Source organism: Pantoea sp. PNA 14-12, assembly GCF_004364735.1.
In the GTDB taxonomy this organism is placed as follows: Bacteria; Pseudomonadota; Gammaproteobacteria; order Enterobacterales; family Enterobacteriaceae; genus Pantoea; species Pantoea stewartii.
The window spans coordinates 65,574-91,374 of record NZ_SOAJ01000005.1; the positions used below are offsets into that span (position 1 = coordinate 65,574).

Genomic DNA, 25,801 nt, shown 5'->3' on the forward strand with positions numbered 1-25,801 from the left:
CCTGTCTTTAAGAATACTGCGCATCAGTGATGACTGAAGCCAACTTGCCATACCTGATTTACCCCCTTAATTCCTTTAGCATAAATAAGCATCCTGCCGCCCTTATCAGATGGATAAATATTTTTTAACAGATACAGCAATACCCCGCAGGGGTAAGAGCTTTCCGAAAAAATAAAATCAAGCGCATTATGCACAACGACACACCGACGTCAAACCCGATCATAAAAAGGCATCTGATAGTTATCAACTATCAAAAAAACAAGTATTGATCGTTTTCCACAGCTAGTGGATTATGCAAATAAACACATATCATATTGAAAATAAAGATGATATTTAGCACGCACCTGCTGCATTTATTGGCATAGTGTTTGAATGTATGTGAAATTCTCAGGGAAAAATGGTTCCGCAAAAAAAACTTTTATTTGATATATGACAATATTTACGTTGCGGCACCAAATTAATCCTTTTCATTTTGATAATGGAAAATACACACTCCTTCCAGGAAGACAGCAATTGGATCAATATTATTTTCATTTGAAATGATAAACTGAGTTTACATCCCAATAAATTTCCATTTAAAACTTAAAACCCTGAGATTATTAGCGCCGTATTAGTTACTCCAGTTGCAATTAATAAGTATGTAACTGGACAATATGAAATAAGTCCCCAAAGCCACCCCATCAGAATCTATGATAATGGAGAGGTGAAAGTGAAGAAGGTTTAAGGGCGAGAAATTTACAGAAATGTAGGCGTACAGAGAGAACCGTAATGACGAACAAGAACGACTTGGTTGGCAGGACGATGCGCCCGGTTTATCGGCCAGTCAGCAATAACGTCCAGGACATGCCGGAAATCGCTTTCAGGTTCCACATCGTTCAGTTTGCACGTCCCTATCAGGCTGCACATCAGCGCCATCGCGGACTGACGGCCAGGCGAAGCGGCCGCGCTCCAGCCGTTTGGTCAGCAGGCACAGCCCGTCACCGACAGACCACAGCCGTATGATCTGACTGCCGCTGCAGCCCGGGAAGATGAAGACGTGGCCGGACATCGGATCGTCTTTCAGCGTCGTCTGTACTTTTGTGGCGAGGCCATTGAAACCGTTACGCATGTCGGTGATACCGGCAACCAGCCAGATTTTGGTGCCTGTTGATAACGGGATTACCGTTTGAACGCCTGTATCAGCAGGGTCAGCAGATTTTTGCTGACAGTGCCCTTGAGGCAGAGCGTTCCGTGCCGGAACGTTACCTCACAGCCAATATTAAGGGTTCCCGGGTCCTCTGCGAGTGGCTCTGACTGTACGGCAGCTGCATCGAGAGTCACAGGAAGTAGCTGAGGACTCTCTGAAGAGGGTAATAGCAGCTTTCCCTCACGCTATTGTTGGTGCCATTTAAACAACAGATTGGCGTAAATGCCATTTCAAGCGCCAGCTTTTAAATAAATTTCCCGGGTTCGCAGGGGGCAGCAACGCGCTGCTGTTTAATTTCAGGAGAATAATCAGGGCAGTCTTTACGCCTGCCGGGAGTCATATTTTTCTGCATATCTGACACTTCGGTTCCCACTACTTATTTGGTGAACATCACTTTGTCGGATGCTTCAGATTATGAGCAGACGGTTTGCGCTGTACGCTTACCTTTTTTGCATTATTCAGGGTGATTATTATGGCGCTTGTCGCGAGGGTGATAAGGAAAATACCCAATGCAATCATCGCATTAAATCCATAACCTTTAAAAAGCATTAAACCGGCGATACACCCGGACAAAAATGAAAAGACGGTGGTCAGATGGGTATGCAACTGTTTCTGTGCAAAACGTCTGTCGCAGGGTTCGGCACGAGAAACGAACGAAGAGACGTACGTGCCAAGTGCAATTCCGGCATCAGTAAGCGTACCTGTGATATGTGTTGATCGAACACGGCCATTTGAGAGTTGAGTAGACGTCGCATTATGCAATCCCATCAGGAAAGCCAGCATCAATAACACTTCACCATTATACTCAGGAGAATAAAACATTTTCTCGAACAGCGAAGCAGACGTCAGAGCAATTCCTTCAGCCAGGATAATCTGACAAAAAACCGTCCTTATTTTCCGCCTTTCTCCGGCAATGATAAATAATCTTGCCGACGTGCATCCAACAACAAACGCCATAATTAATCCAGCAAGAAATATGAGGCTGTCAAAATCGGATGTAAAAACTTCAGTTGAAATTTGAGAGGTATTTCCACTCATATGTGACGGAAAAAAACCAAACGCGCCAAGCGCCATGGCATTAAGAATACCTGCCGTTGTCGCTAATGCCAGAGCAAGATAACGGTCTTCGGTATGTGAACGCAATTTCTTCTTTTTTATCAGCATATGATTCCCCTGTTACTGTTTTTCCGCACCATTTATGATTTCGCCTGTTGTAGATTTTTTAGCATAGTCGGTTTTAAGAAACGTAACGGTAAATACAGACTAGTCTGGACAGATAACACCCTAATTATATTGATATTTACAGTTATTTACAGGAAACGAAAAGGCGCGTAAAAATGTTAAAAATGGGTGTTCGCAGTTGATTTAATAAAACAACGAAAGACTGTTTCGCTTGTTTCCCCAGCCATGTGCTTTAACAACACTTCATGTTTATGGCAGGATACGCAACCAAACCCGTAACTGTGCAGACTGTCAGTCATATTTTTAAGGTTGTATCATGGCAAAGGTTGGTCCTAAATTTATTGTTCCTGTAATTATTGTGCTGGCTTGCCTGGCCTGGTGGCTCGTTCCGCATTATGATGCGGAAGAGGAAGCTTATTATGTATCAGTGCTCTGTACAGTGCCTCAGCAAAATGAACATCAGATATACAATGCAATGAATAATGTTATCGAAGGCAGTAACTCTGATTATGCATTGCAAAAAATCCATTTTATCCCGGGACTGGCTAAACGTGTCATCACTGTCTGGAAAAATCTGACGCCCGACCAGCAGCAACTCGCCGCCAGTAATAACACGCAGTGCCAACACTTGCTCACCCACAATAAATAACTGCGCAAAGGGTCACTTAATCATGCTGCAACGCAAAAACTACGCTGCGCTGGGCCAAATAACAGCGCCATATGTCCACGCCGTCAGCCATAACGGAACACTGTATGTTTCAGGCCTTACCGCCCACGGCACGACAGCAAGCCAGCGTGACATAGCAGCTCAGGCAGAAGCGATATTCGATCAGCTTGAGGTTATCGCCAGCGCTGAGCAAACGTCGTTAGAGAATTTGATAAAGGTGACCCTGTTCATTACTTCATTCACTGATATTGATGCACTTCGTAAGGTATTGTTTAAACGCTATGGCACCGCTCTCCCAGCCAGTTCACTGGTTCAGGTTAACGCCCTCTTTGCACCTGAATTGTTAATTGAGATTGAGGCGATCATTGCACTTTAAGAAAAGTTCGCCCTGCCCTTTTCATACGTGTAATGTCACCAACGGGTAAGAACATGCTTTTCGCACAGCATGTTCTTAATGTATTTTCCATGACCTATCCTTTTCTGACTTCACATCATTTCAGATAAGTGCGGTACACGTTTGTTCTGCACGTTGACGTGGTATTCCTCTTATGGCGCCGGCTTTTATACTTTCCTCTCTTGGCTATCTGGTTTTCAGGCATGCTCAACGCGAAAGATGCTGGCTGGCTATTAATATTGCAGCGATCGCGCTTGTATTCATACTTATGAAAGCTTTTTGACATGCCATACAGATATGCCACATTGTCGTTGCGATACGAATAACAAACCGAGTGGCTGACGTTTCGCAGCTCGCTTATCAACCTGTCGCATACCTGTCATAACCAGAATTGCGGTTTATCTGCATAAGGCTTTCTCATTCAGACAAACTGGCCGTGTCTGTCAAAAGGCACCTGATTAATTAATTCGTATTACGCGAGGGACTGCGTAAAAGGGATTCATTCAGAAACCCATGACATGTGAATTTCAGCCTGAAATCGCCAAAGAGAAGCACTGACTACAGTGAATGTTTGAGTATTCACTGTAGTCAGTTCGCGTGAACACATGACTGCGTTATTGGCACGCTTATTCTATAAACAGATAAAAAGGACGGCTAACAGCGATGCTGCAGCGATGTTAAGATCGAAGCTAGTGGCAGCCCTAGACCGCCTGATATTAAGGTCATTGAGCCGGCCTGAAAGACAAGCGCGCTGAACATGAATCACGGACAGCAATACGGGTACCGCAGGCTTGCGATATGCAGCAAGCCGCTAAAATGTCACGGTCATCTTAGCTGGACGCGCATTTTATAGTGCCGTGATTTATTAAGTTTAACTTTTACCCGATTTCGCTTTGCGGCCTTCCGGATTATATTAATTCTGTATTTCTTCAATAACGATGCGAGTCAGTTTCAGCGTGATGAGTTGTAAACATTGACTCAGGCGCGTAACCGCATTCACGGCTTAGCTTTTAGCTTCCGCCCGGAAAGGTTGACGACCAAATTTCAGCCTGAAATCGCCAAACTCATTTTGCTCACTGATTACAGTGAACATGCAGCAGGTGTTCACTGTAATCAGTAATCAGTAATCAGTAATCAACTGCATTTTACATATGGCCTCTTCAGGCTAAGCAAGAGATCTCATGTCAGTGCCATACTCATCCCAGGCTGCGCACCGCGCCGTCAGTAAACGGCATATTCCTGACTAACAGCGGTACCGATGCGTGGCAAGTGATTCACTGTAATCTGTAGTGTGAAGCATCGGCAAGCGTCAAAGCCTGAGCAACATGCTCAGGGCACCAGAATACTGATTACAGTGAATTCAATATTAAAACCTGAGCTCCCATCGCTTTGTCCTTTTGAACATGATTAGCCGGAGCAGATGTAATAAGCCTTTCTTTGTTTTCTAAAAGTGAGATTAAAGCCAATGATTGTGTCACCTGCATTCTGGTGCCTGAAACGTTTTGCGGCCGATTCAACAGCAATGATACTGACGCAACCCGCAGGCTTAAGCGGTTTTATTGATACACCGCGAATTTGCATCATCATTCACAGCGCCTTCCAGAAAACGCGGTGATATCATTTGTCTCACCTTTCCTCACTCGCTGGCCCCAGTCCTGCAGTGTACGGGCGACTACAGGCTTCACTCTTAAAGAAAAGAGGGATGAGGGCGCTAATCAGCATGTGAGAGAGATTCGGGCAAAATCGTGATGGTGCCATGCATTGACAACTTTGGCTTAATCATTACCAAATACTTTCCCGTTAGCACATCATCATACAGAGTGATTTATCCATCACAGCCTTAGTTATCCACTTTTTCTGTGGATAACTAAGGGATATTTTCTGTATATCGTCATTATTGATAATTTTATTGTTTATCAAATTTTCTCGCGGCAAATAAGTTTAGTGAGGATACGGTGTCAGCTCATATCAATGAGGTTTACATTGCTGGCAGATTTAGAAAAATTTCAGGGTGAAATCGCCAAAACAAAAGCTATATAATACAATTAGATATAAGAGAAAATCGCAAATTTATCGCCGTCATGGTGTAACATTAAAGCATTCCATCACTCCTTCAAACTTTCCTTTCAGTACGAACAGTCGAGAGACAGCACGAAGAGCTGATAAAAGCGTAAGCGGTTGAACAAATATCATCCATAAGATGATTATAAGACCGGATTTCTGAACGTCAGGCTTTCATTACAGTCTTACAGATCATGCACAATTTCGACAAGCACAACCAAGACCCGAAAAAGAATTTCGGGCGAAATTTTACGGCACTGAGATAAAAAAGAACTTATTTTTCAATATATTAATATCGACAAGGAAGACTATTAGATGGCGATTTCAGCCTGAAATTGCGAGTGTAAATAGCAGCATAAACAAAGCAGGAAGGGAGGAAAGAAACCAGGCAAAGGCTATTTGCCTGGTCAGGGTTAGACGCTCATCGTGTCATGAATTTTTTCAGGGTTTCTGAGATCACTTTATCCAGCTCATCCTGCAGCTCTTTAGACTGGCGATTAAATTCATAACTGAACATCCTTCCTCGCGTTTTTTTACGCGCAAAACGATCTTTATCTGCGAAAGACCACAGCGCAATGGCAGTGGTTTTGTCTTTTTCGGGCTCTTTAATCAACGTCTGGCTACCCTGACGAATTAAGCGAAGAATATTATTCTTTAGCTCATCTTCAGCTAAATTTTCACGCGCTCTGACCACATCGATTTCAGCAGAAATCGCATTAATCAATGCATCAACTGATTGCCCTGTTTCACTGAGCTTGTCTGAAGCCTGGAGCAGAGCTTTATAATCAGGATAAGTCAGTTCAGATTGATTGGGGAAAAGCGAAATCAGATCGGCAGGCACACTCGCCGCCTGTAATGCACGGGTCACTTTAGCCTGAGACAGCCCCTGATTTTCAGCAATTTCCTTTTGTGAAAGTCCGCCTTCTTTAAGCGCAAGCAAACGCATGCCGACTTCACGTAAATTATGTTCGCGCGCCGTCTGTATATCCTGTGCAAGCTTGCGTGCCTCATCGGGCGTGATTGCAGCATCGGTAACCAACACATCAAGACCGGTTTTACAGTGCAACGCTGCGGCCCGTCGCCTTGAACCATCCAGTATCTCGATACGTTCGTCCTGCATGATGCCAATGGCAGGAAAAAACTGCTGGAGTTTGATGGTACGAATAATGTCGCGTAATGAATCAGGTGTAAGACCAGACTGGTCGCGACCATTGGTTTCCATATTTACGAAGGTTTTAGCAGCCACTTCGCTGGCAGGTATATGATTAAACCTGAACACGGCGCGTTTCCCCGTCGAAAGCACAAAGGTTTGTGAGGGGAGTTCAGAGGATTTTTCGGTAGTTAACGGCGTCTGGCTGAAGGTTCGACCAATCGTTATTCTTTTTGCACTCATAAAAACCTCAGTTCAGGCGAATAAATTCGATGCGGTCAAAAACCGCTTTTGCAAAATCTTCAGCGGCAGAACGCGCATTTTTTAGCGCTTCGCTGCTGCCCACATAGGTGGATGGATTAGCAGATATAACGGTGTCAAATGACTCTCCACAGCGTTCAAAACCATCCAGTCGCGGAAGCGTTGCATCTAACATATCGCCGCCAAAAATTTCTTTAGCAAGACTGTGACACAGCTTATGGTCAGCTTTATTCGAGAGTTTCGACATAAAGCCGATATTTCCCTGAAGGCGACACTCTGCCCCCGATTCTTCAATGATGCCAATCAACTCAGGTAAACGCGTCAGATATTTGAGAGTGGAATGAAAATCCACCTGTGCAGGCGGCACCGGCGTCATCAGAAGATCAGAAGCAGCAATCGCGTTCTTTAAAAAGGCATCCAGATGGGGACCACTGTCGATGAAGATAAAGTCGTAATCTTTTTTGAGTTTTGAGACAACATTGTCATAAAGCACTGAATGGACATTCTGTCCTGGAAGATGCGTGGCACAGAGCTCATCCCAGCTAGATGCAATAAACGCATCATCGATGGAGGCGGGTAGCACATCCACGCCCGGAATGATGGACGATACGATAAACTCATTCACCAGCTCGTCACGACTCACGTTCTGTAGCATGGCCTGCGCGGCCGTAGCCTCAACCAAACCGACTGAGCGTTCATGATTTAAAAACATGGTGGCTGAGGATTGTGGGTCAAGATCGATAACCAGAATGCGCAGGTCTTCATAGAGCAGGTGAGGGTGAGCGCGAAGCGCATGCGCCAGAGAAACTGTCGAAACGGTTTTAGATACGCCGCCTTTTAAATTTCCGACAAATAATGTAAAGGCTTCAGGATGGCGATCACGGTATTTCGGTACGCCGCGATGGTGATAGATATCAATGATATTCTGTATGGACATGGCGTATTTGACCGAACTTCCCGCAGCACGCTTATCAAACTGGTAGCCACTTTCTTCCATCTCATTGACAGCATAATCCACACTGGCGCGGGTTAATTTTGGCAGTTTAGCCAGCGCAGCCTTCGCATAAATCTGGTAATAACTGTTTTCCTGTAACTCAAGCTTTTGCGCCTGAATTTGTTCAGTAAGGCTCAATAGCATCCGTTCAGAACGCTGAGCAACTTTCATGACCTGACTGTCATCGTTAGCCATACTTACTCCAGATATGTAGGATTTACGACTTTATACCTAAATCCTGCACATCGGGCAAGAATTTATCTTATAAACGCTATGCTGTGTTTAATGCTGAACTTATGATTTATGTGACGCTATACACATAATTTACTGTAATAAGCATCTGCGATGCGTTCAGGAGTGGACTATACAGGAGGATGAACTTAATCCGTCTCGCCCACACAGCTGGACAAAAATACCGTGAGGCTATCTTCGCTCGGTTTATACAGGAAAAGTAGAACGTCAGTACGTACAACGAGAAGCGAACATTCACTGTAATCAGTAAAGCCCGCCGATCACATGAGCGCAAAACTGCGTAGCAGAGGGTCAGCAGCTACCGCGCTTGTGGCGTCACTGCTGGCGAATGTATTTAACGGGCATCTGACCAGCAGGTGCCTTTTAACCTGTATTCGTTCACTGTAATCAGTAAAAGATTCACTGTATTCAGTAGCGGATGAGCGCCGAGCGTGTGGTCAGAATCAGGATGACAGACAGCTAAAACAGCACAGCAGGTGATTCAGCATCAATATCTATTACTCAGACTCAGCGGAGGCGTTCTGGACCCATCCTGTGTTCACTGAAGCAAGCTGTGTCTCAATGCTAACTCTCTAAAAATCTGACAGAGCGAACATATACATCCGCAATGTTCACTATAATCAGTATCCCTTCCAGTTGCCTGCAGATGAAAAGCCTGACCACAGAGATGCCGCTATTTGCCACACGACTTGCTTCTGTCGCAACAGATGTGGAAAGGCATCGACTAAAACATTCACTGTAATCAGTAAGTGATGCCGGGCCAGCTTTAAGGCCGGACCTGGCGATAAAGGCGTAGCGATACAGACCGTGACGAGCCTTTAGCGAAAAATAAACAGGGAAGGGGAATGACGTAAACATTCACTGTAATCAGTAGGAGAAACCCCATACCAGCGTGGCAGTCTTTGTTGTCGGGTAGAGAAGTCCGGAAGAGGCTTCATCAGCCCGGTCCCCTGAATATTCACTGTAATCAGTAACACTTGCAGCCTTCAGAAGGAGAAAATGCTCATGGCATCAGGCTGGAAGGCTATAAGAATGATACGCTTCCCTGTAACATTCACTGTAATCAGTAAACGCCCTGATCTGAATCAGCCTCTGCCTGACTTTGTGGTCCATCCATGACACGTCGATAGCATTCACTGTAATCAGTAAACGTAGCTGCCACCGTCAGTAATCTGGATCTAACTTCGGAACGTTCACTGTAATCAGCAGGAACCTCGTGACGAACAGAGGACAGATTCACTGGAATCAGTAAATGCATTTTGTCGGCTTAACCCGTCATAACATTCACTGTAATCAGCGTTCCACTAACCCTGTCACTTTTTTAGTGTGATTGTTCATTAATGCCAACGTGTTCAACCCTGCGTTGTCTAACCCAAAAAAAATACAAATAAAATCAATTAATTAATAACAATATTCACTATAATCAGTTATATCATTCTCCACAAACGTTCACTGTAATCAGTGAAAGGCAGGGCGCGAATAAACGCAGCCAGTATTCACTGTAATCAGCAAGGCGAGGCAAAAAAGGATAAGCAGAAAATTAATAAAATAATAGTAAGCGCATACTTACTTATAAGTCATTGAAATATTATTAAAATAAAATCAGATGGCAGACGTTCCAACAGCATAACTTCAGCGGCGTTACTGACTATAGTGAATGCCGCTGATTACAGTGAATGATTGTAGGTAAGGAGTGAAAGAAGTATATGAACTGGCGTGCAGTGTCACTTTTTAGTTAAAAGTGACACTGCAACGCAAAACTTACTGATTACAGTAAATGTGCGCGCTATTCTTCAAATTCAATGTCTTCAAGGGTATCAATGCCTTCAAGATTGCCGATACCATCCAGTTTAGGCGTCCTGCTGTGGATAATGAAAAACACAGAGCGTCCGCGTTTGACTTCAGAATAGTCGAGATAGCCAATCTCTTTAAGCTGCTCCATTGCGCGTCGCACAACGTGGTTCTGCGTCGTAATTTTAGATCCTAAATTCAGGCGCATACGCAGGCGTGCCAGTGATATAGGCGCAGGGTTGGTGGGAAGGCTCTCAAGGAACGTATAGAGCGCCTGAGCCGATTCTTTACGTTTCAGACGGGAGATGGCGCGTAGCTGAAGTAAAACCTTGTGATCGAAGTTATAGAGCTCAAAAAGCTTGGGATCAGCTTGTATGCGAACAATATCTTTTTCACGATCATAGTAGGCAGACTGAACAAGGTGCGTGTGATAGGCCTTACCGTTTCCTTCAAATGACAGGGTATTGGTCGCAATTCGCCGTAGGGATGCATCAAGCCGCTTACGTAAGGCAGCAGAAGAGTTTGCTGAAGGTATTCCACACATTTTAACGAAATCGATAAAGGGCAGCGTGACCGTATCGCCCTGAGTAGGATAACGCGAAAAAGACTGGATGATGCCTGCCCATGTCTTGAAATCATTATCCATATCCAGCCTGGCACCGGTGATGGTAATCTTTTCATACCCTTCCGCTTTCACCAGCGAGAGGTTTTTAAGTTCTTTCGTCGCATCCGTGGACGCCATCGCGCCTGAAATCCCGCGCGCGGTGGATTTAAGCGTTGGTACAAACAGTCCCAGTCGCATCAAGGCAACAGGCTGAACAGTGTTATTTTTATTGGGATGAAGCTGAATAACTTCACCGCTGTTTTTAGTCACAGACAGAAAAGGCTCTAGTAACGCTTTGTTTTCACTATCTTTATCTGCCATGGGATAAGATCTTCATTCTGTGGATGAAAAGGATCGTTTTCTGATTACAGTGAACATTAGCACTGATTATAGTGAACTTTCTACAGTGTGTAGTGAATAAAGTACTGATTACAGTGAATAGTTTGCTGATTACAGTGAACACCAACCCCCTCTCAGCCCTTGTGTGGCGCGGCCTGCAGCGATCGGGGATCTCTTTGGATCTATTATGGATCTCTCTATGATCGTTATATAGGAACTATTCACTGTATAAGTGGATAACTCAGCGATAACAGATCATAGTGATGTTTCCCTGAATAGCGTTTTTTATAAAAACGATAAGGTAACTGCCACCCGTCCCGGACAAACGCACTCACTTGTACCTTCATTTATCAGAAACAAGTTCATCACTATTATTCATTTTTCATCAGTATTACGACGGCGTATGGTGACAGAATTTCGTCATTAATAAGGATCACGATCATGACTGACTTTGCCATTTCCCGTAATCCCACAACGGGTGAAATTCTTGCAAAATATCCAATGCAAACCGCTTCTGAACTGGAGCAGACGTTAGACTCAAGTGCCAAGGCCAGTAAAGCGTGGCGGCAAAGCAGCATGGACATGCGTGTCAACGTACTTCGTCAACTGAGCGAACAACTTCGCCAGCGTGAGCCAGAACTGACGCGAATGATAACCCTGGAAATGGGTAAACCTGTTGCACAGGCAAGAGCAGAGATCCTGAAATGTGCCAGTTTGTGTGACTGGTACGCTGAATTTGGCCCTGCCATGCTGCAAGACCAACCCTCACAGATTCCCGATGCGTGGCAGTCATTCCGGCCAATCGGGACTATCCTGGCGGTAATGCCCTGGAATTTCCCCTTCTGGCAGGTTCTGCGCGGTGCTGTAGGGATGCTGCTGGCGGGTAACACTTATCTGCTGAAACACGCCCCTAATGTCATGGGAAGCGCAATGCTGATGGCAGAGCTGTTCGATGCTACAGATCTGCCTGAAGGCGGTTTTAACCTGATAAACGTCGATAACGAAGGCGTTTCAACCGCAATCCGGGATGATCGCATCGCAGCGGTTGCAGTAACAGGCAGCGTCCGGGCGGGTGCCGCTATAGCTGCCCAGGCGGGTGCGGCGCTGAAAAAAACCGTGCTGGAGTTAGGTGGTTCAGATCCTTTCATCGTGCTGGCCGATGCTGATCTTGATGAAGCCGTTAAATCCGCAGTCACAGGCCGTTTCCAGAACACCGGGCAGGTTTGTATGGCAGCGAAACGCTTTATCGTTGAAGCGCCGATTGCGGAAGCGTTTGAAATGCGTTTTGTTGAAGCCGTTAAGGCGCTTAAAATCGGCGATCCGCTGGATGAACAAACGTACATTGGCCCAATGGCCCGTTACGATCTCCGCGATGAACTGGATGACCAGGTCAAAGCGAGTCTGCGTGAAGGTGCACGTCTGGTGTTAGGTGGCGAAAAAATAGCAGGGCAGGGCAATTATTATGCACCGACGATCCTGTCTGATGTAACAAGTGACATGACAGCCTTCAGGCAAGAGCTTTTTGGGCCTGTCGCCGCTATCGCAGTCGCCCGTGATGCGGATCATGCGCTGGAAATCGCTAATAACAGCGAATTCGGACTCAGTGCAACGGTATGGACGAACAACACCAATCTTGCTGAGCAGATGACGGCAAACCTCGAAGTGGGTGCTGTATTTATTAATGGCAATGGTGCATCCGATCCACGCGTGACTATCGGTGGCGTGAAGAAGAGTGGCTATGGTCGTGAGTTATCGCACTTTGGCGTCCATGAGTTCTGTAATATTCAGACAGTCTGGAAAAACCGGCGCTAACCAGTATTTTCTTATCCCCTGAGTCTACCGGCGCAGCAGTGCGCCGGCTTACTGTCTTTTCCCATCGGACAACAACATTGATTTCTGCCTGACACAAAACAGGATCCTTTGCAGAAAAAGATCCGTTACGATTCTGCGTCATCGAACCAGCCGGGCAGGGGATCGGAAAGCGTCACCCAGTATCCCGGCCCCGCCGCCATTTCCTGAGGGGTTAACAAGGCGTGATCAAGCGCAGCACGCACTGCCGTTTCATCCATATCGATGCCGATAAAAACCAGTTCCTGTCGTGCATCGCCTGTCCCGTCTATCCAGTTGTCGGCAATAAACGCGAGGGATTCACTGTCCTGTGGCCATTTATCACGCGGGATACTGGCCCACCAGCTGCCTGCATAGCCATGCCGGGCTATCGCACCCGCCTGAGACCACGACGCTGCATATTCAGGACGGCTGGCCAGCCAGAAATAACCTTTCGAACGAATCACCCCCTCAAGCTGATGATTAACCGCATGCCAGAATCGTTCAGGATGAAACGGACGCCTTGCGCGATAGACAAAGCTACGAATACCGTACTCTTCTGTTTCTGGCTGATGCTCGCCGCGAAGTTCTTTTAGCCAGCCTGGTGCCTGAGCGGCCTGGTCAAAGTCAAACAGGCCGGTATCCAGTACCTGATCGAGCGGAACATTACCAAAATGGCTGGTGATAATGCGCGCCCGTGGATTCAACCTGTGCAGCATCGCTTTGAGCGTGCGTTGATCCTCATGGCTGATAAGATCGGTTTTGTTCACAATCAAAACATCGCAAAATTCAATCTGATCGATCAGCAAATCCACAACCGAGCGCTCATCCTCTTCGCCCAGTGATTCGCCACGCGCCTGTAAGGAGTCCAGTGAACGGTAGTCACGAAGAAAGTTATAACCATCCACAACAGTGATCATGGTATCCAGCCTTGCCACCGTCGACAGGCTTTCACCTTCTTCATCGGCAAAGGTAAACGTTTCGGCAACGGGCAGCGGTTCGGAAATGCCGGTTGATTCAATGACCAGATGGTCGAAACGACCTTCCGACGCCAGCCGTTTCACCTCCAGCAAAAGATCCTCACGTAGCGTGCAGCAGATGCAGCCGTTGCTCATTTCCACCAGCTTTTCATCCGTACGAGACAGTGCCGCACCGCCATTACGTACTAAGGCTGCATCGATGTTGACTTCCGACATGTCATTGACAATCACGGCGATGCGCCTGCCTTCACGGTTATTGAGGATATGGTTGAGAAGGGTGGTTTTGCCTGCCCCGAGAAAGCCGGACAGCACGGAAACGGGCAAACGTTTGTCTGTGGGCGATGAAAGAAAGTGGCCTGACATGAAATGATCCTTAAATGGCGAATATATTATGTTATAACATAACAAAATAGCGGCCATTTTCAATATGCTTTGTTGGATTCAGGGTTTCCATTTCTTTGCTGTTAAGACTGAAAGCGAGCAGGCTGATGCGACTGGCTGAGCGTTAAGCGGGTTCATATTTTAATTGTTATGTTATAACATAATTAATTCTGGGAAACATTATGTGGTAAACAGACATATCATGACACAATTCAAATACTGGTTTTTCGGTACGCTTACTGGCCTGCTGTTTGCGTCATTAAGTGCTTACGCCGATCGCAATCAGCCCGTTCGCATTGCCGCACCTTTCGAGATTAAAGGTCCCGATCCCGCCCTTTCAGGCGACATTCTGCTTCGTATGGATGTGGTGGAAACGCTGGTGGAAACGGATGAGAAAGGTAAGGCGGTACCCGCGTTAGCCGAAAGCTGGGACATTTCGCCTGATGGGCTGCAATGGCATTTTACGCTGCGGAGCAACGCCCATTTTCATGATGGATCGCCTGTTACTGCTGAGAGCGTCGTAAAATCGCTGAATACCGCCCGCAGTAAGCCAGGTTTACTCGACAAGGCACCCATTACGTCGGTCAGCGGAGAAGATCGGCGTGTGACGGTCACGCTGAGCGAGCCTTTCACGCCGCTGCTGGCAGTGCTGGCTGAAAGCCGTTCGCAAATCCTCGCGCTGAGTTCCTGGGACGATACTAATACCATTACGCGCGTCATCGGCAGTGGCCCTTTCCAGCTCGTCAGTTTCCAGCCACCTCAGTCACTGAGTGTAAAACGGTTTGAAGGATACTGGGGAGAGAAACCCAGCATTGAACGTGCCCGTTATTTGTCCGCGGGTCGGGCCGAAACGCGCGCATTACTTGCAGAAAGTGGTGATGCGGATTACGTCTTTAATCTGGACGCCGCCAGCCGTCAGCGCTTGTCACACAAAAGTTCACTACAGGTGCTTACCGTTTCCGTACCCCGTACGGTGATGCTGAAGCTGAACGTCGCTCATCCGTTCCTGAAGGAACAAACCACGCGCGAAGCGCTCAGCCTGGCGATCAATCGGAATGCGCTGTCTGCGGCCATATTACGCTATCCCGGTGCGGCAACACAGATGTTCCCGCCCTCTATGGCCGGGTGGCACAACGCGTCTTTACAGCCTCTGGATTATGCTCCTCAGCTTGCCGCCGCCTTACTGGCACAGTCCGGATGGATGTCCGGCCGGGACGGCATGTTAACCCGCGCTGGCCAGCGCTTTACCCTCACGCTGCTGACATATCCCGATCGCCCCGAGCTGCCCTTAATCGCCGTGGTCATTCAGCAACAACTGCGAGAGGTCGGGATCGAGGTCATCATCAATTCAACCAATTCCAGTGAGATACCCGCGCGTCATCATGATGGCAGCCTGCAAATGGCGCTCTATGCCCGTAATTTCGCCCTGACGCCGGATCCTGGCGGCACGCTACTTCAGGATTACGGTTCGCAGGGAGGTGACTGGGGCGCAATGAACTGGCACGACAACGCGTTTGATAAGGCGCTCAGCACGCTTTCACGTAGCAACGATCCTGATCAACGACAGCAGGCAAGAGCGGTCATCACCGCCGCATTACAGCGTGATTTACCGGTTATTCCGGTTGCCTGGTACCAGCAGTCAGCAGCAGTAAACGCGAAGCTCGCCGCCATAAAACTGGATCCCTTTGAACGCCATTTTGGCCTGCGTGAAATGAAATGGACGGAATAATGCTTAAACAACTCGTCTGGCGCCTGGGTCAGGCTGCCTTTGTGATTTTTGCCGTCGGTATTTTAACGTTCGTTTTAGTACAGGCGTTACCGGGCGATATGGCGTGGCGCATTGCGTCGGGACGATATGGTTATGACCGGGTCGACCTGGCGGCGGTTACCCGCGTGCAGCAACAGCTGACGGACTTTTCCGCTCAGGGAAATGCACTATGGCACTGGATGTGGGATCTGCTGCGCTTCGATTTCGGGCGATCTCTCGTCTCAGGGGAGCCGGTCAGCAGTGAGCTGGGCTGGCAGTTAACACAAACCCTTGCTCTGGCCGGTGTAGCACTGCTGATGATGTTGATTCTCATTATTCCTGCGGGGGTCTGGGCAGGATGTCGGCCGGGCGGTGTTGTTGATCGGCTCATTAACGTGCTGGCACCCACGTTTAAATCGATTCCACATTTTGCCCTGGGTTTACTTCTGATTATGTTGTTTTCGCTGCGCCTGAACTGGCTACCCAGTGCGGGGCATGGGGAAGGGCAACATGTCATCCTCCCGGCGCTGACGCTGGCATTAACGTTGAGCGCGGTAGGGGCGCGTGTTGTCCGTGAGGCAACCTGTCAGGCTGTGAAAGCAGGCTGGTATCGCTGGGGAGCGCAAAAGGGCCTTTCCGCGCCGCACCTGTTCTGGCGACATGGTTTGCGCAATCTCAGTGTCCCTGTCGTCACCTGGATCGGCATGCAGTTCGTCTGGTTAGTGGAAGGTGTGGTGGTGATCGAAACTCTTTTTGCCTGGCCAGGTGTCGGACACGCGCTGGTACATGCGATTTTTGCCCGGGATGTTCCGGTGATTCAGGCCAGTGCGGTGGTACTGGGATTGACCTTTGTCACCTTAAATATGCTTGTTGATGGCGTGTGTTATGTCCTGGATCCCCGAGGTAAACGCGTATGACGTACCGCCAAAAAACGGGGCTGGTGATAATTTTAACCTTGCTGGCCTTTGCGTGGCTGATGCCGTTGTTGAATCAGAACGATCCCCTGCAGCAGGATCTGTTGCAGATGTTAACGCCACCCTCGGATAACGCGTGGCTGGGTTATGACCATTTAGGGCGTTCGATGCTGGCGCGCCTGAGTGCGGCGCTGCGATTGTCGCTGGGGCTGGCGGCCCTGTGTGTGATTACAGCAATGCTTATGGGGCTGCTGGCGGGAATAGCCAGCGCCTGGTACGGCGGATGGGTCGATCGACTTTTCGGTATGCTTGCCGACATGTGTCTGGCGCTGCCGGGCCTGCTGTTAGTCCTGCTGCTCGCCGCAATCGCACCTGACGCGCCGCTCATGTTATGGCTGGGACTTTCACTGGTACTGTGGGTGGAATTTTTCCGTGTGACGCGCGCCACGCTGCGGCCTGTGGTCATGTCGCCAGCCGTTCAGTCATCTTCACTGCTTGGCTTCTCCATTGTTTATCTCTTTCGCCGACATCTTTGGCCGGCCCTGTCTCCGTTATTGCTGACACTGACCGTCTATGCATTCAGCAATGCCATTATGGCCGTATCGGCGCTGGGATTTATCAGTGTTGGCGTTCGTCCACCCACACCTGAGCTGGGCCTGATGATGACGGAGCTGTTCCCCTATGCCTGGGAAGCGCCCTGGCTATTACTGCAGCCTGTGGTTGTGCTGTTTATCCTGCTGGTGGGGCTGAATTTGTTGGTCAACAAGGAGCGCAAATGGCAAGTATCGTAATCAAACAGGTCGCCGTCTTCGCGGATACCTGCATTGTTGAGCCTGTAAGTCTGAGCATCCATCCCGGCAGGCCCGTCACCTTCATTGGTGAGACAGGATCGGGAAAAAGTTTGTTTGCGCAGGCGATTTTCGGCGCCTTACCCGACGGACTGCGGGCTGAAGGAACAGTAGTCATTGACGGGCAGCAATATAATCTGCAAACCGATCTGACAGCACTCCGTGCGCTGTGGGGACACCGTATTGCCGCGTTACCTCAGGAGCCCTTGCTGGCGCTTGATCCGACGATGCGTGTGAAAGGCCAGACAGAAGAGGGTTATCGGTACATACAGGGGTACACGCGTCAGGGCGCACAGCAGGCGGCAGGTTTGGCGCTGGACTCGCTGGGGCTGGCCCACGCGGCAGAGCGTTTCCCCTGGCAGCTTTCCGGTGGAATGGCCCAACGGGTGTGCTTTGCCGCTGCGCGGGCGGGCGGTGCCACTCTGCTTATCGCGGATGAACCGACGAAAGGACTGGATGTGGCGCGACGGGACGAAATTGGTGACATGCTCAACCTGGCCGTAGCCCGCGGCGAAGCCTTGCTGACCATCACCCATGATATCGCACTGGCCAGGCAGTTAGGCGGTGACATTGTCGTGATGCATAAGGGAAAGGTGATTGAGCAGGGCAATGCCACGCAAGTCCTGAATGCGCCGCAGAAGGCTTATACGAAACAGTTGCTGGCCGCCGAACCCCATGCCTGGCCACCAGCCACGTTGTTGCCCTGTGATGACACCCTCGTATTACGGGCCGAAGGGCTTACTCTGAAACGCGCCGGGAAAACGTTGTTCCGCAATGTAAATTTATGCTTTCGCGCCGGTGAAATCGTTGGGCTTTATGGTGAGAGCGGCAGTGGCAAAAGCAGCCTGGGAGATACGCTATCGGGCTTGATTAAGCCCGATAAGGGAACGATAACCCGACCGGGCAGGTTTCATCCGTTGCGTTATCAAAAACTGTACCAGGATCCTTCTGCGGTTTTTCCACCGGATATCACTATGGCCCAGATCATCGACGATCTGCTGCAGCGCCACACAATTCCGGTGAGGCGACGTGATGAGCGGATGCGCCAATTGGGGCTCGGACAGGCGTTGTTACACCGTCCGGCTTCAGGATTGTCAGGCGGTGAGCTTCAGCGGTTTTCGCTGCTTCGGGCGATGTTGCTGAATCCCGTGTTCCTGTTTGCCGATGAACCCACGTCGCGTCTCGATCCTGTGGTTCAGCAACAGACGCTGGCCTTACTGACTGATCTGGCCATGCAGCAACGCTGCGCCATTCTGCTGGTCAGTCATGATCTCACGCTACTTGAGAGGAGTGCACATCGGGTCATTTCCCTTGATGCGATTAGCCTGCCTGATGACTGAGGCAGAGCACCCTCAGATGTGCTCCATGACCAGCACGGCCAGCGTATCCGGCTCCAGCGCACGAAAAATATGTTCAGTGTCGCCGGGATAGCTGATGTAGTCGCCCGGTGCCAGTTCGACGGGCGAGTCTGTGGGCCCGACCAGCGCGCGTCCCTGAGTCAAGATGAGATGCTCAATGGTGTTCGGCGAATGCGGTTGCGAGCGGCGCTCGCTGCCGGGCTGGATGTTTAGCAGATAGATATCCCGTCGCGCGCCGGGCGGACAGGTTGCCAGCAGGACGGCTTTATAATCCGCCTGCTCGGCGGCAACGGCAGGACCTTCACCACGACGTATCACCTGCAGGCGGTTCGCTTCCGGCTCCATCAGGCGGGCAAACGGAATATTCAGGGCAACGCAAAGTGACCACAACGTCTCAATGCCAGGATTACCGTTTCCCGCCTCAAGTTGAGAAAGGGTCGACTTTGCTATGCCAGCCCGACGCGCGACTTCTGCGAGAGTCAGTCCTGCCCGCTGGCGCTCTCTGACTAAACTGCTGGCGATAATATCAATGGGTGTACTCATCCTGCATCCTGTTCGTTATAGCGAACGTATCGTTCATCTTGTAATGCTGCTGCGGTCCGTTCATTATAATGGGTATATCGTTCGTTATGGGATCTAATCGTGATGCTGGATAAAAAAGAGACGCTGGACAAGGGCGTGATAAAAGCCATTTTCCTTGTCTGTCTTGCCGATGGCATTGTTGGCCTGTCATATGGTTCGCTCGCTCTTGCAGAAGGTTTTCCGTTTTGGGTGCCGCTGGCGTTATCGACGCTGGTGCTGGCGGGGGCGTCGGAGTTCCTGTTTATCGGTATCGTGGCGGGCGGTGGCAGTCCTCTCACGGCGGCAGCGGCGGGGCTGTTGGTCAATGCGCGTCATCTTCCTTTTGGTATCACTGTCAAGGATTTGGTCGGTCAGGGCAGACGGGGTCTGCTAGGATGCCACATCATGAATGATGAAAGTGTCGTGTTTGGCATTTCCCAGCCTACGCTGGCGCAACGTCGCCAGGCATTCTGGATATGCGGCATCAGTATTGGCGTGATCTGGCCTGTGACAGTAATGGCTGGCGCGGCGATAGGGCAGTTTATTCCGAATGTGTCTGCTATCGGCCTGGATGCGGTCTTTCCCGCGATCCTGATTGCGCTAATCTTTCCTGCCTTACGCAAAGCGCGCACCCGCATTCCTGCTATGGCTGGTGCGTTTTTGTCGCTGGTGGTCACGCCTTTCGTACCTGCCGGTATGCCCGTATTGTTTTCCTTGCTGGGCCTCTTTACATGGAGATCGCGCAAATGAATCACGCCATGATTATTGCAGGTATTGCGTTGCTGGCTGCTGGCACCTACGCCATCCGTTTCGCGGGTGTTAAACTCGGCAATCGTCTGCCCGTCAGTGAACGAACCCAAAACATGTTATCCGATGCTGCCACTGTACTGCTGCTTGCGGTTGCGGCAACCACCACGCTGTTTGAAGGCCAGTATTTTGCAGGGATGGCCAGAGTGCTGGGTGTCGGGTTTGCCCTGTTCCTTGCCTGGCGTAGAGCTCCGCTGATTTTCATTATTCTGAGCGCGGCCTGCATGACGGCGTTGTTGCGCTATATGGGTGTACCCTGAATGCGCTATTTATCTTGCCGGACCCGGCGATAAATTGCGTGTCAGCCTTGACGAACAGCGTCGCTTAAAATACAACTAGAACCCGTCAGGGGAGTCTCGCCAGAGAGACTGAGAGGCTAATAGCGCCATGCGCGGCTTAGCGACCCTTAGAACCTGACCCAGTTGATACTGGCGTAGGAAGACGGGCATCTGCGCATCGCGTAGATGCTTGCCGCAGAGCCTGTTTCTGTCAGGCTTGTGCTTTTTCCCTTCTTGTATCGCGGGTCTCTGAGAGCTAACAGAGAGGCCAATGTGACTATCCTTATTCCGTTTTTACCCCATCAGGATGGCGGACAATGAGCCGCTGGTCAGTGCTGGGCAGCGGTGTATCCGGACTCTGTATCGCGACGTTACTGGCCGAACACGGCGAGAAGGTTGAAGTCATTACACGACCGAATTGTCAGGCGGCGTCCTACTGGGCTGGCGGCATGCTGGCACCCTGGTGTGAGGCAGAAAGTGCGCCTCAGCAGGTCGTTGAATGGGGACAGCATGCTGCAGCGTGGTGGGCAGCCCGCGTAAGTGGCGTTGAACAGCAGGGCACACTCGTACTCACGCCACCGCGTGACAGCGCCGAACTTACCCGGTTTGCCAGCATGACCACAGCGCATCAGTGGGTTGCGCCAGGTGACATCGAACCCGCGCTGGAAAACCGCTTCGCCCGGGGATTATTTTTCCCGGCTGAAGCGCATCTCGATCCGCGTCAGGCAATGCAACAGTTACGTGCACGTCTGGTCAGCGCGGGCGTCAGTATTCACGCTGGCAATCCCAGCGGACGCATTATTGATTGCCGCGGTATTCATGCGCGTGAGGCACAGCCAGCCTTGCGTGCGGTGCGGGGCGAAATGCTAATCCTGCAAACGGATGAGATCACGTTTTCCCGACCTTTACGCCTGCTGCATCCCCGTTTTCCTTGCTATCTGGTTCCCCGGGCGCAGGGGCACTTTATGCTCGGGGCCACCATGGTTGAGAGTCAGGATACCAGCCCCATCAGCGCGCGCGCCATGATGGAGCTGCTGAGCGCTGCTTACAGCATTCATCCTGCGCTTGCCGAAGCGCGCATTATCGAAAGCGGGACGGGGTTACGTCCTGCTTATCACGACAACCTCCCCGACGTGCGTTATGAAAACGGTGTCTTTTCCATTAACGGTATGTATCGCCATGGCTTTTTGCTGGCACCGGTTATGGCCGAAAAGCTCATGCATCAACTTGCAACAGAGAGACTACTATGCGAATCGAACTAAATGGTCGTGCTATCGAGACGAAAGCCGGGACGCTTGCGGAGTTGTTAGAAGAGCAGGGCATTGACGCTGGCTGTGTGGCCAGTGCCCTCGATGGAACCTTTGTTCCCAGAGAGCGCTATGCCTCACAGTTGCTTGAGGCCAACTGCCGTCTGGAAGTGCTGTCGCCAATGCAGGGAGGTTAATCATGTTTTACGACTACACGGGCGACTCCCGTTTTTTACTGGGCACGGCCGGTTATCCCTCACCGGATATTCTTCAGCAGGCTGTTGTGGCCTCCGGTGCGGATATCATCACGGTCAGTCTGCGTCGGGAAGGAAGTCAGGGTGGGGCCTTTCGCGATTTACTGAAAACGCTGAATAAGCGCGTGTTACCCAATACGGCGGGTTGCCATACCGTCAGGGAAGCCGTCACGACGGCGCATATGGCGCGCGAACTGTTTGCCACGCCGTGGATCAAACTGGAAGTGATCGGGCACGCGGATACCCTGCAACCGGATCCTTTCGCCCTGGTGGAGGCCGCCCGTATTTTATGTGCCGAAGGTTTTCATGTTTTTCCTTACACCACAGAAGATCTGATTGTGGGCGAAAAACTGCTGGAAGCGGGCTGTCAGGTGCTGATGCCCTGGGGCGCGCCCATTGGCTCGGGGCAGGGGCTACGCAATATTGACGGTTTACGCACCATGCGTGCCTGGTTTAAAGACGTTCCGCTGATCATTGACGCAGGGATCGGTGCTCCCAGCCAGGCGGCGCAGGCGATGGAGCTGGGCTTTGATGCCGTGTTGCTGAATACCGCCGTCGCGAAATCCCACGATCCGGTACGCATGGCGGGAGCGTTTGCCAGTGCCATTCAGTCAGGACATCAGGCGCGGTTGGCCGGCATGATGGAACGTCGGGATATGGCGGTCGCCTCCACGCCCGTTTTTGGTCTGGCGCAGTTCAGTTAAGGAGCGAAAATGTCGCGATATCAACGACAGACTATGTTGCCCGAAGTCGGGGATGAGGGGCAGCAGGCGCTGGCTGCAGCCCGCGTTCTGGTCGTGGGCGCGGGTGGACTCGCGTCAACCCTGTTGCCCCTGCTCGCAGGTGCCGGCGTGGGCTATATTCGGCTGTATGATCATGATGTCGTGACGCTGCATAATTTGCATCGCCAGACGTTGTTTACCGTTGCCGACATTGGCGAGCCCAAGGTTTTCTGCGCGCAGCGTGCGCTGGCGCAACGCAATCCTGACATACTCATCGAGCCGCATGTTGATGCCCTGCGTGCCAGCATTATCGATACGGCAATGGCAGGGATTGATTTGGTCATTGACGCCGCAGACAATTTTGCAGTGACCTATCTGCTCTCCGACAACTGCTATGCCCGACGAATTCCCCTGGTGAGTGCCTCAGTGCTGGGAATACAGGGCTATGTTGGCGGATTTTGCGGCGGAGCGCCCAGCTATCGCGCGCTGTTTCCCCGTTTACCCAAAGCATCAGGCAACTGCAACACCGCGGGGGTTTTAGGCCCGGCGGTTGCCACCTTAGGCGCCATGCAGGCTCAGATGGCGCTCAGCATACTGCTAACGCTGTCGCCGTCACCGTTAGGGTGCATGATTAACTGTGATTTTGTGTCATGGCAACTGCGTCAGTTCCGCTTTGACGCGGCACCGGAACCGGAAAAACCCGGGATTCCGTTTATTGATCCTGCCTTGTTGACGCCAGACGACTGCGTGGTGGAGCTGCGTGGGATAGATGAAGCCCCCGTGAGCGTCAGCACGAATGCTGAGAGGCTACTGCCACAGGATATTGCCTGCTGGCAGCCGCCCGCGGATAAGCGCATTGTTCTGGTCTGCGCGAGCGGCATGCGTGCCGCGCAGGCCGCGCAGGCACTGGAGGCGCGTGGCTGTGAGCGGCTGGCCATCATCGCCGACCGCTAAATCTGACGGAAAAGCAGGCTTATCAGGCCCGGTCTGAACGACGGGCCTGATAGATATCGGGTCGGGTAATCGTCCAGGCGTAATCGGGCCGGTTGACGGGCTCGTAACCGAACTTTTTATATAGCCATGGCGCGGTTGAGGTGAACAGTAGCATCCTGCGAAGTTTATCCACGATGGGATGGGACTGACAGCAGGTAATCAGCCAACCTCCCAGACCTGCGCCCTGATACTCTTCCAGCACGTAGACATCACATAAATAGGCAAAGGTGGCGTAATCAGTAACAAAGCGGGCAAATCCGATCTGCTGTTGATGATGAAAAAGGCCAAAATTTAAGCTGTTCTCTACCGACAGGGCCACGGTTTCTCCATCAATACCGGCTGCCCATGTTGAGCGGGTGAGATAGCGATGAATCGCCTCAATATCCATCCTTGCGCGATCTGTCGTGATCAGATAATCGTCTTTATACCATTGCTGAACGGCTACCATCTGTTTCCCCCTGCCTTCCGATATGAATGAAAGTTATGATGACCGCGTTGAGCTGACGATCAGGATACCAGGTTGTGTACGGCAATCACTATCAGCAAAAGGCCCCCTGCCATGTTTACATAACGTTTCAGAACAACGGGATTCACGCTTTGCGCTGAAAAAACCAGTAGCTGGCTGATAAGCGTGAGCCAGAGACACATCACTACAATGTGCACGGTGGCCAGGCTCAGGAAGGCAGCCAAATCGGTTCTGTCGCCTGTAAACTGGGAAACCACCGTCAGGTAAAACAGGATAGCTTTAGGGTTAATGACGTTGGCCAGCCAGGCGCCTTTTATCGTCACCGCGCTGTCCATAGCGTTCAGCGTAAAGGTTTTTGTCTTTATCCCGGTGATAAACAGCAGTCCGCCAAGCCACAGTAAATAAACGCCCCCCACTATCTTTAGCCAGGTGAACAGTGTGGATGACGCCACCAGCGCCGCCGACAGCCCCAGTCCAATCAGCAGCGCGTGCGTGTAAATACCCAGCGCAGTGCCGAACAGTGTTTTAAACAAGCCTCTGTAGCCTGATGTAAGTGCACTGTTCATCGCCAGAGTGAAACTCGCCCCAGGTGACAGCGCAATCGGCAACAGTGCAGGCAGAAAGCCAGCGAGATTAATATCCAACGGCTCTCCGTTTACAAGGCTTTTTCGCTGCGTGCACAGAACCGATCATACACTATGACGGATTGTAAAAAGCACACAGCTTGTTACCGGTGGGATCTCTGAGATAAGCGACACAGCGACCATCGGTTTCTCTGATATGCGGTGGGGATTCAGCCGAGGTTCCGCCGTTTTCGAGACCCTGCTGATGCCAGCGGAAGACGGCGTCAGATGAGGGCATCGCAAAGCCAATGGTTCCGCCATTGGCAAAGGTGGCGGGTTGACCATTAATGGGCTTAGTGACAATAAAACGCTGGTTATTTTTCGAATAAAAAGGGCGGCCTATGGCATCAATTCCCTGCTCTTCACACGCTATTACGGCAAAAATGGCGTCATAGAATTTTTTAGCCTGTTCAATATCGTCTGTACCAACAACCATATGACTAAACATGATTAACTCCTTTTAACATCGGTAAGCATATACTTAACATACCCGCAATGTGTGCGGAAGAGCTGATGAATGAGCTACCTGTTTTACAGGTTATCAGACGATGCGACAGGTCGATGACTTCCCGTGATTACGACGCATTGATGCAGCACTATGCAGAGGGTGCCAGCCTGATGATAAAGCCGGGAATGACGGTAACGGGCAAGGCCGCCATGCGTCGTGCTTTTAAGGCCATTGTTCAGGATAAGCGGGTGGTTGAGCAGGGCAGAATGGCGGTCACTGAGGGGGGAAAACGGCGCTGGTGATCATGGAAACCGTGCTGCGTTATCCTTGTCAGCAGGAAAACCATGTTGAAACGACCCGGCGCGCCACCTATGTGTTTCGCCGGGACAGCGATGGTCAATGGCGCTGCACCGTTGATTCGGCCTGCTGCCGCGGAATGAAACCGCCTGTTCGGATATAATACGAA

Annotated in this window: 23 protein-coding genes, 3 pseudogenes and 1 riboswitch; of the genes and pseudogenes, 14 read left to right on the top strand and 12 right to left on the bottom strand. The window is 50.4% G+C overall.

The features are described 5' to 3' along the window. Nucleotides 1-735: 735 nt before the first annotated feature. The 3 genes and pseudogenes from C7434_RS22235 to C7434_RS17025 all read right to left on the bottom strand — a co-directional run. Nucleotides 736-912 (bottom strand): annotated as a pseudogene (locus tag C7434_RS22235) (transposase domain-containing protein); the annotation flags it as partial. Then, nucleotides 911-1,108 (bottom strand): annotated as a pseudogene (gene tnpB, locus C7434_RS17015) (IS66 family insertion sequence element accessory protein TnpB); the annotation flags it as partial. The pseudogenes C7434_RS22235 and tnpB, both read right to left, overlap by 2 nt. Before the next feature lie 468 nt (nucleotides 1,109-1,576). Continuing rightward, a complete protein-coding gene (locus C7434_RS17025; RefSeq protein ID WP_039339554.1) occupies nucleotides 1,577-2,350 on the bottom strand; it encodes a YoaK family protein in 774 nt (257 codons plus the stop codon). A 334-nt stretch (nucleotides 2,351-2,684) separates the two neighbouring features. On the opposite strand from C7434_RS17025, the gene C7434_RS17030 reads away from it, so the two are divergent. Both C7434_RS17030 and C7434_RS17035 read left to right on the top strand, forming a co-directional pair. Beyond that, complete coding sequence (locus C7434_RS17030; RefSeq protein ID WP_033742327.1) at nucleotides 2,685-3,017, top strand: hypothetical protein; 333 nt, start codon at nucleotides 2,685-2,687, stop codon at nucleotides 3,015-3,017. A 22-nt stretch (nucleotides 3,018-3,039) separates the two neighbouring features. Further along, nucleotides 3,040-3,411, top strand: coding sequence for a RidA family protein (locus tag C7434_RS17035; RefSeq protein ID WP_006122018.1), 372 nt, complete (start codon nucleotides 3,040-3,042; stop codon nucleotides 3,409-3,411). 1,425 nt (nucleotides 3,412-4,836) lie between these two features. Here the strand turns inward: C7434_RS17035 and C7434_RS17040 are convergent. The 4 genes from C7434_RS17040 to C7434_RS17055 all read right to left on the bottom strand — a co-directional run bounded on the left by C7434_RS17040 (nucleotide 4,837) and on the right by C7434_RS17055 (nucleotide 10,863). Then, nucleotides 4,837-5,016, bottom strand: a complete 180-nt coding sequence (locus C7434_RS17040) for a hypothetical protein (RefSeq protein ID WP_133745716.1) — start codon at nucleotides 5,014-5,016, stop codon at nucleotides 4,837-4,839. Between the two features lie 895 nt (nucleotides 5,017-5,911). Then, nucleotides 5,912-6,883 (bottom strand): ParB family protein, encoded by a 972-nt coding sequence (locus tag C7434_RS17045; protein ID WP_033742325.1) that lies wholly within the window; start codon nucleotides 6,881-6,883, stop codon nucleotides 5,912-5,914. 7 nt (nucleotides 6,884-6,890) lie between these two features. Beyond that, nucleotides 6,891-8,090: an AAA family ATPase gene (locus C7434_RS17050; RefSeq protein WP_039339560.1), complete on the bottom strand. Its 1,200-nt coding sequence runs from the start codon at nucleotides 8,088-8,090 to the stop codon at nucleotides 6,891-6,893. 1,843 nt (nucleotides 8,091-9,933) lie between these two features. Beyond that, nucleotides 9,934-10,863, bottom strand: coding sequence for a RepB family plasmid replication initiator protein (locus C7434_RS17055; RefSeq protein ID WP_006122024.1), 930 nt, complete (start codon nucleotides 10,861-10,863; stop codon nucleotides 9,934-9,936). A gap of 459 nt (nucleotides 10,864-11,322) precedes the next feature. Between C7434_RS17055 and C7434_RS17060 the strand changes: the two genes are divergently transcribed. After that, a complete protein-coding gene (locus C7434_RS17060; RefSeq protein ID WP_033742323.1) occupies nucleotides 11,323-12,693 on the top strand; it encodes an aldehyde dehydrogenase family protein in 1,371 nt (456 codons plus the stop codon). Between the two features lie 125 nt (nucleotides 12,694-12,818). On the opposite strand, the gene zigA is transcribed toward C7434_RS17060, so the two are convergent. Then, a complete protein-coding gene (gene zigA, locus C7434_RS17065) occupies nucleotides 12,819-14,051 on the bottom strand; it encodes a zinc metallochaperone GTPase ZigA (RefSeq protein ID WP_033742321.1) in 1,233 nt (410 codons plus the stop codon). 220 nt (nucleotides 14,052-14,271) lie between these two features. On the opposite strand from zigA, the gene C7434_RS17070 reads away from it, so the two are divergent. The 4 genes from C7434_RS17070 to C7434_RS17085 are packed head-to-tail and all read left to right on the top strand — an operon-like array spanning nucleotide 14,272 to nucleotide 18,918. Next, entirely contained in the window at nucleotides 14,272-15,798 is a 1,527-nt protein-coding gene (locus C7434_RS17070) for an ABC transporter substrate-binding protein (RefSeq protein WP_033742320.1), read from the top strand. Beyond that, on the top strand, nucleotides 15,798-16,733 hold the full coding sequence (locus tag C7434_RS17075; RefSeq protein ID WP_033742319.1) for an ABC transporter permease: 936 nt from the start codon (nucleotides 15,798-15,800) through the stop codon (nucleotides 16,731-16,733). The genes C7434_RS17070 and C7434_RS17075 overlap by 1 nt, the downstream gene beginning before the upstream one ends. Next, nucleotides 16,730-17,521 carry an ABC transporter permease gene (locus C7434_RS17080; RefSeq protein ID WP_033742318.1) on the top strand — a complete coding sequence of 264 codons (792 nt, stop codon included), beginning with the start codon at nucleotides 16,730-16,732 and terminating at the stop codon, nucleotides 17,519-17,521. The genes C7434_RS17075 and C7434_RS17080 overlap by 4 nt, the downstream gene beginning before the upstream one ends. Continuing rightward, nucleotides 17,506-18,918: an ATP-binding cassette domain-containing protein gene (locus tag C7434_RS17085; RefSeq protein ID WP_133745717.1), complete on the top strand. Its 1,413-nt coding sequence runs from the start codon at nucleotides 17,506-17,508 to the stop codon at nucleotides 18,916-18,918. The genes C7434_RS17080 and C7434_RS17085 overlap by 16 nt, the downstream gene beginning before the upstream one ends. 12 nt (nucleotides 18,919-18,930) lie before the next feature. Here the strand turns inward: C7434_RS17085 and C7434_RS17090 are convergent, their stop codons facing one another. After that, complete coding sequence (locus tag C7434_RS17090) at nucleotides 18,931-19,479, bottom strand: XRE family transcriptional regulator (RefSeq protein ID WP_033742317.1); 549 nt, start codon at nucleotides 19,477-19,479, stop codon at nucleotides 18,931-18,933. A gap of 102 nt (nucleotides 19,480-19,581) precedes the next feature. Here C7434_RS17090 and C7434_RS17095 point away from each other — a divergent pair, with 102 nt between their 5' ends. The 6 genes from C7434_RS17095 (at nucleotide 19,582) to C7434_RS17120 (ending at nucleotide 23,759) form a co-directional block, all read left to right on the top strand. Further along, a complete protein-coding gene (locus C7434_RS17095; protein WP_033742316.1) occupies nucleotides 19,582-20,247 on the top strand; it encodes an AzlC family ABC transporter permease in 666 nt (221 codons plus the stop codon). Next, nucleotides 20,244-20,564 (top strand): AzlD domain-containing protein, encoded by a 321-nt coding sequence (locus C7434_RS17100; protein WP_133745718.1) that lies wholly within the window; start codon nucleotides 20,244-20,246, stop codon nucleotides 20,562-20,564. Before C7434_RS17095 ends, C7434_RS17100 begins: the two co-directional genes overlap by 4 nt. 77 nt (nucleotides 20,565-20,641) lie before the next feature. Then, nucleotides 20,642-20,761, top strand: a riboswitch (TPP riboswitch). Nucleotides 20,762-20,899: 138 nt separating this feature from the next. After that, a complete protein-coding gene (locus C7434_RS17105; RefSeq protein ID WP_033742315.1) occupies nucleotides 20,900-21,844 on the top strand; it encodes an FAD-dependent oxidoreductase in 945 nt (314 codons plus the stop codon). Then, nucleotides 21,829-22,026: a sulfur carrier protein ThiS gene (gene thiS / locus C7434_RS17110; RefSeq protein ID WP_006122036.1), complete on the top strand. Its 198-nt coding sequence runs from the start codon at nucleotides 21,829-21,831 to the stop codon at nucleotides 22,024-22,026. The genes C7434_RS17105 and thiS overlap by 16 nt, the downstream gene beginning before the upstream one ends. 2 nt (nucleotides 22,027-22,028) lie before the next feature. Beyond that, nucleotides 22,029-22,787 carry a thiazole synthase gene (locus C7434_RS17115; RefSeq protein ID WP_033742314.1) on the top strand — a complete coding sequence of 253 codons (759 nt, stop codon included), beginning with the start codon at nucleotides 22,029-22,031 and terminating at the stop codon, nucleotides 22,785-22,787. 9 nt (nucleotides 22,788-22,796) lie between these two features. Then, nucleotides 22,797-23,759, top strand: a complete 963-nt coding sequence (locus C7434_RS17120) for a HesA/MoeB/ThiF family protein (RefSeq protein WP_033742313.1) — start codon at nucleotides 22,797-22,799, stop codon at nucleotides 23,757-23,759. Between the two features lie 22 nt (nucleotides 23,760-23,781). On the opposite strand, the gene C7434_RS17125 is transcribed toward C7434_RS17120, so the two are convergent. From C7434_RS17125 to C7434_RS17135, 3 genes are read right to left on the bottom strand one after another with little or no spacing between them, the layout of a single operon-like run. Next, on the bottom strand, nucleotides 23,782-24,246 hold the full coding sequence (locus tag C7434_RS17125) for a GNAT family N-acetyltransferase (RefSeq protein ID WP_006122039.1): 465 nt from the start codon (nucleotides 24,244-24,246) through the stop codon (nucleotides 23,782-23,784). Nucleotides 24,247-24,305: 59 nt separating this feature from the next. Further along, nucleotides 24,306-24,908: a LysE family translocator gene (locus C7434_RS17130; protein ID WP_033742312.1), complete on the bottom strand. Its 603-nt coding sequence runs from the start codon at nucleotides 24,906-24,908 to the stop codon at nucleotides 24,306-24,308. A gap of 52 nt (nucleotides 24,909-24,960) precedes the next feature. Further along, nucleotides 24,961-25,335, bottom strand: a complete 375-nt coding sequence (locus C7434_RS17135; RefSeq protein WP_006122041.1) for a VOC family protein — start codon at nucleotides 25,333-25,335, stop codon at nucleotides 24,961-24,963. Nucleotides 25,336-25,400: 65 nt separating this feature from the next. On the opposite strand from C7434_RS17135, the pseudogene C7434_RS17140 reads away from it, so the two are divergent. Further along, nucleotides 25,401-25,795: pseudogene (locus tag C7434_RS17140) on the top strand (nuclear transport factor 2 family protein). Nucleotides 25,796-25,801 lie beyond the last annotated feature (6 nt).

Bases quoted from the DNA above. Each gene is read 5' to 3' on its own strand.
- C7434_RS17025 (WP_039339554.1), bottom strand. From the start codon at position 2,350: ATGCTGATAAAAAAGAAGAAATTGCGTTCACATACCGAAGACCGTTAT.
- C7434_RS17030 (WP_033742327.1), top strand. From the start codon at position 2,685: ATGGCAAAGGTTGGTCCTAAATTTATTGTTCCTGTAATTATTGTGCTG.
- C7434_RS17035 (WP_006122018.1), top strand. From the start codon at position 3,040: ATGCTGCAACGCAAAAACTACGCTGCGCTGGGCCAAATAACAGCGCCA.
- C7434_RS17040 (WP_133745716.1), bottom strand. From the start codon at position 5,016: ATGATGATGCAAATTCGCGGTGTATCAATAAAACCGCTTAAGCCTGCG.
- C7434_RS17045 (WP_033742325.1), bottom strand. From the start codon at position 6,883: ATGAGTGCAAAAAGAATAACGATTGGTCGAACCTTCAGCCAGACGCCG.
- C7434_RS17050 (WP_039339560.1), bottom strand. From the start codon at position 8,090: ATGGCTAACGATGACAGTCAGGTCATGAAAGTTGCTCAGCGTTCTGAA.
- C7434_RS17055 (WP_006122024.1), bottom strand. From the start codon at position 10,863: ATGGCAGATAAAGATAGTGAAAACAAAGCGTTACTAGAGCCTTTTCTG.
- C7434_RS17060 (WP_033742323.1), top strand. From the start codon at position 11,323: ATGACTGACTTTGCCATTTCCCGTAATCCCACAACGGGTGAAATTCTT.
- zigA (WP_033742321.1), bottom strand. From the start codon at position 14,051: ATGTCAGGCCACTTTCTTTCATCGCCCACAGACAAACGTTTGCCCGTT.
- C7434_RS17070 (WP_033742320.1), top strand. From the start codon at position 14,272: ATGACACAATTCAAATACTGGTTTTTCGGTACGCTTACTGGCCTGCTG.
- C7434_RS17075 (WP_033742319.1), top strand. From the start codon at position 15,798: ATGCTTAAACAACTCGTCTGGCGCCTGGGTCAGGCTGCCTTTGTGATT.
- C7434_RS17080 (WP_033742318.1), top strand. From the start codon at position 16,730: ATGACGTACCGCCAAAAAACGGGGCTGGTGATAATTTTAACCTTGCTG.
- C7434_RS17085 (WP_133745717.1), top strand. From the start codon at position 17,506: ATGGCAAGTATCGTAATCAAACAGGTCGCCGTCTTCGCGGATACCTGC.
- C7434_RS17090 (WP_033742317.1), bottom strand. From the start codon at position 19,479: ATGAGTACACCCATTGATATTATCGCCAGCAGTTTAGTCAGAGAGCGC.
- C7434_RS17095 (WP_033742316.1), top strand. From the start codon at position 19,582: ATGCTGGATAAAAAAGAGACGCTGGACAAGGGCGTGATAAAAGCCATT.
- C7434_RS17100 (WP_133745718.1), top strand. From the start codon at position 20,244: ATGAATCACGCCATGATTATTGCAGGTATTGCGTTGCTGGCTGCTGGC.
- C7434_RS17105 (WP_033742315.1), top strand. From the start codon at position 20,900: ATGAGCCGCTGGTCAGTGCTGGGCAGCGGTGTATCCGGACTCTGTATC.
- thiS (WP_006122036.1), top strand. From the start codon at position 21,829: ATGCGAATCGAACTAAATGGTCGTGCTATCGAGACGAAAGCCGGGACG.
- C7434_RS17115 (WP_033742314.1), top strand. From the start codon at position 22,029: ATGTTTTACGACTACACGGGCGACTCCCGTTTTTTACTGGGCACGGCC.
- C7434_RS17120 (WP_033742313.1), top strand. From the start codon at position 22,797: ATGTCGCGATATCAACGACAGACTATGTTGCCCGAAGTCGGGGATGAG.
- C7434_RS17125 (WP_006122039.1), bottom strand. From the start codon at position 24,246: ATGGTAGCCGTTCAGCAATGGTATAAAGACGATTATCTGATCACGACA.
- C7434_RS17135 (WP_006122041.1), bottom strand. From the start codon at position 25,335: ATGTTTAGTCATATGGTTGTTGGTACAGACGATATTGAACAGGCTAAA.